7 protein-coding genes are annotated in these 7,243 nt (G+C 74.2%); 4 read left to right on the top strand and 3 right to left on the bottom strand.

Features of this window, described 5'->3' with window-relative positions:
• Positions 1-48: 48 nt before the first annotated feature.
• Positions 49-1,029: an SAM-dependent methyltransferase gene (locus tag AADR41_RS40270; protein WP_342287277.1), complete on the bottom strand. Its 981-nt coding sequence runs from the start codon at positions 1,027-1,029 to the stop codon at positions 49-51.
• A 96-nt stretch (positions 1,030-1,125) separates the two neighbouring features.
• Here AADR41_RS40270 and AADR41_RS40265 point away from each other — a divergent pair, with 96 nt between their 5' ends.
• Positions 1,126-2,328, top strand: a complete 1,203-nt coding sequence (locus AADR41_RS40265; protein WP_342287275.1) for a sensor histidine kinase — start codon at positions 1,126-1,128, stop codon at positions 2,326-2,328.
• A gap of 96 nt (positions 2,329-2,424) precedes the next feature.
• The gene (locus AADR41_RS40260; RefSeq protein ID WP_124719483.1) at positions 2,425-3,099 is read left to right on the top strand and encodes a response regulator; all 675 of its coding nucleotides are present in this window, start codon (positions 2,425-2,427) and stop codon (positions 3,097-3,099) included.
• A 117-nt stretch (positions 3,100-3,216) separates the two neighbouring features.
• On the opposite strand, the gene AADR41_RS40255 is transcribed toward AADR41_RS40260, so the two are convergent.
• Positions 3,217-4,317: a DUF5937 family protein gene (locus tag AADR41_RS40255; RefSeq protein ID WP_342287278.1), complete on the bottom strand. Its 1,101-nt coding sequence runs from the start codon at positions 4,315-4,317 to the stop codon at positions 3,217-3,219.
• Between the two features lie 105 nt (positions 4,318-4,422).
• Between AADR41_RS40255 and AADR41_RS40250 the strand changes: the two genes are divergently transcribed.
• Positions 4,423-4,719, top strand: coding sequence for a hypothetical protein (locus AADR41_RS40250; protein WP_342287273.1), 297 nt, complete (start codon positions 4,423-4,425; stop codon positions 4,717-4,719).
• 27 nt (positions 4,720-4,746) lie between these two features.
• On the opposite strand, the gene AADR41_RS40245 is transcribed toward AADR41_RS40250, so the two are convergent.
• Positions 4,747-6,042, bottom strand: coding sequence for a threonine aldolase family protein (locus AADR41_RS40245; RefSeq protein ID WP_342287271.1), 1,296 nt, complete (start codon positions 6,040-6,042; stop codon positions 4,747-4,749).
• Positions 6,043-6,232: 190 nt separating this feature from the next.
• On the opposite strand from AADR41_RS40245, the gene AADR41_RS40240 reads away from it, so the two are divergent.
• Positions 6,233-7,189 carry a Rossmann-like and DUF2520 domain-containing protein gene (locus AADR41_RS40240; RefSeq protein WP_342287269.1) on the top strand — a complete coding sequence of 319 codons (957 nt, stop codon included), beginning with the start codon at positions 6,233-6,235 and terminating at the stop codon, positions 7,187-7,189.
• Positions 7,190-7,243: the final 54 nt, after the last annotated feature.

The raw sequence follows: 7,243 nt of genomic DNA, 5'->3' as shown, positions 1-7,243 counted from the left end.
GACCCCGGCCCCCCCGGGCCTCCGTGTCCGGTCGTCCGGGTGCCGGTCTCAGCCCCTGCGCTGCATCAGCCAGCCGAAGTCGCCGAGGCCGCCCCGGGCCGTCAGTTCCGCCGCCTCGCCCGCCGAGGCGAGCGCCCGCACGTAGCCGGCCGGGTCGGCCGACGCCAGGGCCAGGGGCGGGCGTCCGCCGCCGACGCCGAGGCGGTGCAGCGCCTCGCGCTGGCTCAGCAGTTCGGGCGGCGGACCGGCGAAGGACCCGGCCGCGGCGCAGGCGTCCAGCGCCACGTGCGAGGTGAGGTCGCAGCTGCCGTCCGGCACCGGCCGGACCTCGCGGCCGGCCCGGAAGCCGGTCAGGGTGCCGAACGGGGGGCGGGCGTCGCGCACATGGGCGTAGTCCACCGCCACGGCCAGCCCCCCGGCCACCGTGGACACCGCCCGCGCCCAGGCCTCGTCGCGGGGGCGGCCGATCTCCGCGCGGCCGCCCGGACCGGCCGACGGCCACCAGCGGCGCAGCCACTCGGCGTCCGCCCCGGTCACCGGTTCGCCCAGCCGCTCGGTGCCGTCCTGCGCCCGGACCAGGACGTACCGGTCGACGCCGTCCGGATCGGTCTCGGCGACCTCGGTCGGGACGTTGTCCAGCCACTCGTTGGCGAACAGCAGACCGTACGTCCGCGGCGGCGGTTCGGCGCACCACTCGATCCGGGGATCCAGACCGGGCGGGCGGGCGGCCAGTTCCACGGCGTACGCCCGTACGGCAAGGCCGTCGCCGCCCGCCGCGGGCAGCGCCGCCAGCACCCCCGTCAACAGCTCGCCCCGGCCGGCGCCCACGTCCACCAGGTCGACCGAGCCGGTGCCCAGCTCGCGTGCCGTCCCGACCAGCAGCCGGGCGACGGCGGAGGCGAAGAGCGGGGACGCGTGGACGGAGGTACGGAAGTGGCCCGCCGGCCCCTCGGGGCTCCGGTAGAACCCCCCGTCCCCGTACAAAGCGGTCTCTGCCGCCGCCTGCCACCCACGCCACTCATCCGTCACCTGTCCAAGTCTCCACCTTGGGGAGTACGGTCCCCGGAGCCGGATCGGCCCTTCGGCTGACCCGGGCGCCCCCCGCCTGTCCCTACGCTGGGTCACGTGCAGCGCCTCTACGACTTCATCCGCAGACACCCGACGGGCGTCGACTGCTTCTGGGCCGTCGTCCTCCTCGGGCTCTCCGGCCTGTCCATGGTGGGTGGCCCGGCGAGCGGACTGGAGCGCGTCGCCGCCGTTCCGATCACCCTCGGCCTCTGTGTCGTCGTGGCGTTGCGCCGGCGTGCACCGGAGAAAATGCTGCTGCTCGCCATCGCGATGGGGGTGGCGCAGCTGGTGAGCGGGTTCGGGCCCGGCGTCATGAACTTCGCGATGCTGGTGATCGTCTTCACCGTGGCCACGGTCGGGGAGCGCTGGGCGTCCCGGCTCGCGCTGGTCTGCAGCCTGTGCGCGGCGGGCCTGTCCAAGCTGCGCTGGCAGTCGGAGCTGCCGCCCGCCTCCTGGCCCGAGCAGGTCTTCATCGTCGTCGTGCTGACCGTGCCGTTCGTGCTGGCCTGGGTGCTCGGCGACTCGATGCGGACCAGGCGCGCCTACTTCAGCCAGCTGGAGGAGCGCGCCGCCCGGCTGGAGCGGGAGCGCGAGGCGCAGTCGAAGGTCGCGGTCGCGGCCGAGCGGGCCCGGATCGCCCGCGAGCTCCACGATGTCGTCGCGCACAACGTGTCGGTGATGGTGGTGCAGGCCGACGGTGCGGCGTACGTCATGGACGCCGCACCCGACCAGGCCCGGCAGGCGCTGGAGACCATCTCCAGCACCGGCAGGCAGGCGCTCGCCGAGATGCGGCGGCTGCTCGGGGTGCTGCGTACGGGCGATGCGCAGGAGAGCGGGGAGTACGTCCCGCAGCCGGACGTGGACCAGATCGAGGACCTGATCGAGCAGGTCAGGCAGACCGGCCTGGCTGTCGACTTCAAGGTCGAGGGCACCCCGCGCCCGCTGCCCAGCGGGGTCGAGCTGACCGCGTACCGCATCGTGCAGGAGGCCCTGACCAACACCCGCAAGCACGGCGGTCCCGATGCGGGGGCCAGTGTGCGTCTGGTCTACTTCGACGACGGGCTCGGGCTGCTGGTCGAGGACGACGGCCGGGGCGCGGCGCACGAACTGTACGAGGACGGCGGCGCCGACGGCGCGGGCCACGGAATGATCGGGATGCGCGAGCGGGTCGGCATGGTCGGCGGCACGCTGGACGCCGGGCCGCGTCCCGGCGGCGGCTTCCGGATCAGCGCGCTGCTGCCGCTCAAGCCGGCCCACTAGGGCCCGACCTGGTTCTTCGGAATCGTCGCAGGACAGAACTTCGGATCTGGAGTACAGAACTCGGATCTGCGGGACAGACAGGAGACGGAACACCTCATGGCCATCCGCGTGATGCTCGTCGACGACCAGGTGCTGCTGCGCACCGGCTTCCGGATGGTGCTCGCCGCCCAGCCGGACATGGAGGTCGTGGCCGAGGCGGGCGACGGCGCGGAGGCGATCGAGAACCTTCGCTCCACCGCCGTCGATGTGGTGCTGATGGACGTACGGATGCCGAGGCTGGACGGTGTCGAGGCCACCCGGCGGATGTGCGCGGAGCCGGACGCGCCCAAGGTGCTCATCCTGACCACGTTCGACCTCGACGAGTACGCCTTCTCCGGGCTGAAGGCCGGGGCCAGCGGCTTCATGCTCAAGGACGTGCCGCCCGCCGAGCTGCTCGCCGCCATCCGCTCCGTGCACAGCGGGGATGCCGTCGTCGCCCCGTCCACCACCCGCCGGCTGCTCGACCGCTTCTCCCCGATGCTGCCGAGCGGCAACAGCGAACCGCAGCACAAGGACATCGCCCGGCTCACCGAGCGCGAGCGCGAGGTGATGCTGCTGGTGGCCCAGGGCCTGTCGAACGGCGAGATCGCGGCGCGCCTGGTGCTCTCCGAGGCGACCGTGAAGACGCACGTGGGCCGCATCCTCACCAAGCTGAGCCTGCGCGACCGGGTGCAGGTCGTGGTTCTCGCGTACGAGACGGGCATGGTCCGGGCCGGCGGTGGTTCGGTCTGACCCGGACCGTGTCCGGGGGCGGCCCGGCGGTGGTTCGGTCTGACCTGGACCGTGTCCGGGGGCGGGCCGGCGGCGGTTCGGTCTGACCCGGACCGTGTCCGGGGGCGGCCCGGCGGTTCAGCGCAGGATGCCTTCGAGGAAGTCGCTGCCGAGCCGTGCCACCGAGGTCAGGTCCAGCTGGTGCAGTACGTACCGGCCGCGCCGCCGGGTGGTGACCAGGCCCGCCTTCTTCAGCACCGCGAGGTGCCGGGAGACCTCGGGCGCCGTGATGCCGTGCGTGTCGGCGAGCTGGCCGGTGGTGTGCGGGGAACGGGCGAGGTGGCGGCAGAGCCGCATCCGCATCGGGTGGGCCAGCGCCTCCATGCGCAGCTGGAGCAGTTCCACGGAGGCGGGCGAGGGCAGCTCGGGCTGGTGCACCGGGTAGTGGATCACCGGGCGCCAGCCCGGCGCGTGCAGCAGGTTGAGGTGCGGCCAGCCGAAGGTGGACGGGATCAGGGTGAGCCCGGGGCCGACCGCGCTGGTCCGGCCCTCGCTCAGCTTGTCGGCGCTGATCCTGGTCCCGGCCTCGTCGACGGTCAGCGCCGTGGACACCGCGGCCATCGCCTCGCCGAGCCCCTTGCGCCGCAGCAGGTCGTTCTTGTGCCGAGCGTCGGCGGCCAGCTGGACCTGGACCCGGCACCAGGTGTCCGCGAAGAACGCCCGGTCGCAGTCCTCGAACAGGCGCCGCACCCAGGCCCGTACGGGGGCCGGGTCGGCCAGCAGCTGCTGGGCGAACTCCACCTGCCGGGGGCCGCGCGCCGCCGCCATCTCCAGGGTGCGGGCGCGCATGGTCGGATCGGTGAGCGGGGAGGGCGCGCCGAGCCCGTACAGGCTGGTGCAGGTGAATTCCAGGGCGGCGGCGACGAACCGCTCGTCGTCCAGCCGGTCGAGGATGTCGAGGTCCTCGGCGAGGTTGGCGCCCGTCCTGCCGTTGCCGCCACGGATCCCGGCGAACGGCATGAAGACGTCCGAGAACGTGTGGCGCCACAGGAAATCGGCCTCGTGCAGCCGGTCGGCGAGGTCCGGCTCCAGCGCGCTGGAGGTCGCCGTCGCCCAGCCGTGCAGGCCCGGGTGGTGTCCCGGCTCGGAGAGGGCATGCAGGGCCAGCCCCAGCTCGGCGAGGGGGGAGGTCTCGAAGACGATGCGGTCGGGACTCAGCCCGGCGATGTCGATGTGCACGCTCACCCCTCCATAGTGCGGGGTGCCCGGGAAAGGCCCGGCGCCATTTGACGGGGCTCGTCAATCGGCGGGCGGGGCCGGCCGGGACCGGCCCACGCTGAGGCCATGGACGCCATTCAGCAGCACATGATCGACAGCTACCGCGCGGCCCAGCGGGGCGAGCTGCCGCCACCACTGCCGGGCCGGCACGACTGGGGCGTGGTGCGCGAGGCCCGCGAACGGCGCCGCTTCGACGCGGTGATCGCCGGCCGCCCGGCGCACGGCCGCCGGTGGGCGGCGCTCCGCTCCCTGCTCGGGAGGATCGGGAAGACCGGGAAGATCAGTGGGTCCGGGGAGCTCGGAGAGCCGGGGAAGCCGGGGGAGTTCGGGAAGCCGGGGAAGTGCCGCCCGTCCGGCGCCTGAGTACGGCACCGGCCCGGGCGACAGCCCTCAGACCAGCCGCTCCATGAACTCCCGCACCGCGTCCCGTACGTCGTCGGCGGTCCACTGCAGCCCCTCACGTCCCACCGTCATCTCGGTGAACGATGTACCGGGCGGCCCGGCGGCCGCGGGGTACCACTTGCGGAAGAGCGAGACGCCCGTCTCCTCCGCCTGCCGCACCGCCGCCTCCGTGAGGACGTCCGCCCCGTACGGCAGCCACACCTGGAACTGGTGCGTGTGCGGCGGTTCCGGATGCACCCGGAACCAAGGGGCGCCGACCGCCGAGAAGCCCTCGGCCAGTGCACCGGCCACCACCTTGGCCTGTGCCACGTACGAAGGCAGCTGCGGCAGCTCCTGATCGAGGCCGATCAGCGCCGCGAGCGCCGCCGGGAACTGCTGGAAGAGCTGCCCGCCGTAACGGTGGCGCCAGGTGCGGGCCTCCTCGATCAGCGAGGCGGGACCGGCCAGCGCGGCGCCGGAGATGCCGCCGAGTGTCTTGTAGAACGACACGTACACGCTGTCCGCGAGCGCCGCGATCTCCGGCAGCTCCCGCCCGAAGTGGGGGGCGCACTCCCACAGCCGCGCGCCGTCGATGTGCACCACCGCATCGCGTTCCCGGGCGGCCGCCACCACGTCCTGGAGCTCCTCCCACGTCGGCAGGACGAAACCGGCGTCGCGCAACGGCAGCTCCAGCATCAGCGTGCCGAACGGCTCCTCGAAGTCACGGATCTCCTGCGCCGTGGGCAGCCGGGGCGCGGAGGTCGGGTGGACGGTACGCAGCCCGCTCACCGCCCCCAGCGCGCCGCGCTCGTGGACCTCGGGGTGGGCGAGCGGGTGCAGCGCCACCGTGGGGTTGCCGGTCCGCCCGGCCCAGCACCGCAGCGCGACCTGCTGCGCCATCGTCCCGGTCGGGAAGAACGCGGCGGCCTCCGTGCCCAGCAGGCCCGCGATCCGTTCCTCCAGCTCGGCGACGACGCCGTCGCCGTAGATGTCTGCGGGGCGGTCCAGATCGGTGACGGCCCCGGCCCCGGCCGCCAGCGCGGTCAGCCGCTCGCCGAGCGAGAGGTTCATGGGCGCCCGGACCAGGACCCGCTCGGCCCCGGCCCAGGCGTTGATCCGGCGCTGCCGCTCCGCGTCCTCCTGGTCCCCCTGGTCGTCCTGGTTCCCCTGCGCCTCCTGATGTCCCTGCTCGTCCTGGTTCCCCGGCGGTGCCTGATCCCTCGGCGATGCCTGATTCCTCGGTAGTGCCTGGTCTCCCGGTGACGCGGGCTGCGACTGCCCGTCCGTGTCCGTGGTGTCTGCCATGGGACGATCATCACGCAGCGTGCGGCCCGGACCCGCACGATTTTCGGGCGCTCACGGCCCGGGCCCGCGCGCCCCGCCCGGACTTTTCCCACAGGCTGTGGACAGCCGGGGGCCCGGACGAAACGCTGGCGTAGCATGCAGAGAAATCGTCCGGTACCCCCCGCGGACTGGAACGGAAGGCCACCGCCGCGTGAATGCAACAGCCCCCCATGACCCCCTCGAAGCGAGGGACCGCCCCGCCCGCCTCACGGTCGGCGTCGTGGGCGCGGGCCGTGTCGGCCCCGCTCTCGCCGCGTCGCTCCAGCTCGCCGGGCACCGGCCGGTCGCCGTCTCCGGCGTCTCCGACGCGTCCGTGCGCCGGGCCGCCGCACTGCTGCCCGACGTACCGCTGGTGCCGCCCGCCGAGGTCCTCGCGCGCGCCGAGCTGGTGCTGCTGACCGTCCCGGACGACGCCCTGCCCGGCCTGGTGGAGGGCCTCGCCGAGACCGGCGCGGTGCGGCCGGGACAGCTGCTCGTCCACACCTCGGGGCGGTACGGGACACGGGTCCTGGACCCGGCGCTGCGGGCGGGCGCGCTCCCGCTCGCGCTGCACCCCGCGATGACGTTCACCGGCACCTCCGTCGACGTCCAGCGGCTGGCCGGCTGCTCCTTCGGCGTGACCGCCCCCGAGGAGCTGCGGCTGGCCGCCGAGGCGCTGGTCATCGAGATGGGCGGCGAGCCCGAGTGGATCGCGGAGGAGTCCCGTCCGCTCTACCACGCGGCGCTCGCGCTCGGCGCGAACCACCTGGTCACCCTGGTCGCCCAGTCGATGGAGCTGCTGCGTACGGCCGGGGTCACCGCCCCCGACCGGATGCTCGGCCCCCTTCTCGGCGCCGCCCTCGACAACGCACTGCGCTCCGGCGACGCCGCGCTGACCGGCCCGGTGGCCCGCGGCGACGCGGGCACGGTCGCCGCGCACATCGGCGAGCTGCGCAGGCACGCGCCGCAGGCCGTGGCCGGATACGTCGCGATGGCCCGCGCCACCGCCGACCGCGCCCTCGCCCACGGCATGCTCAAGCCGGAGCTGGCCGAGGACCTGCTCGGGGTCCTGGCCGACGGCACCGGCCCGGGCACCGCGGACGGCACCGGATCACAGGAGCCCCGATGACCGACACGACCGGCACCCCCCGCCCGGGTACGTCCGACGCCGCCCCCGCCGCCC

The sequence above is a fragment of the Streptomyces sp. CLV115 genome (genome assembly GCF_038448545.1).
Lineage (GTDB): Bacteria > Actinomycetota > Actinomycetes > Streptomycetales > Streptomycetaceae > Streptomyces > Streptomyces sanglieri.
The sequence above is the reverse complement of the archived record's forward strand: the minus strand, read 5'-3'. Positions and strand labels throughout refer to the sequence as shown.

Bases quoted from the DNA above. Each gene is read 5' to 3' on its own strand.
- AADR41_RS40260 (WP_124719483.1), top strand. From the start codon at position 2,425: ATGGCCATCCGCGTGATGCTCGTCGACGACCAGGTGCTGCTGCGCACC.
- AADR41_RS40250 (WP_342287273.1), top strand. From the start codon at position 4,423: ATGGACGCCATTCAGCAGCACATGATCGACAGCTACCGCGCGGCCCAG.
- AADR41_RS40245 (WP_342287271.1), bottom strand. From the start codon at position 6,042: ATGGCAGACACCACGGACACGGACGGGCAGTCGCAGCCCGCGTCACCG.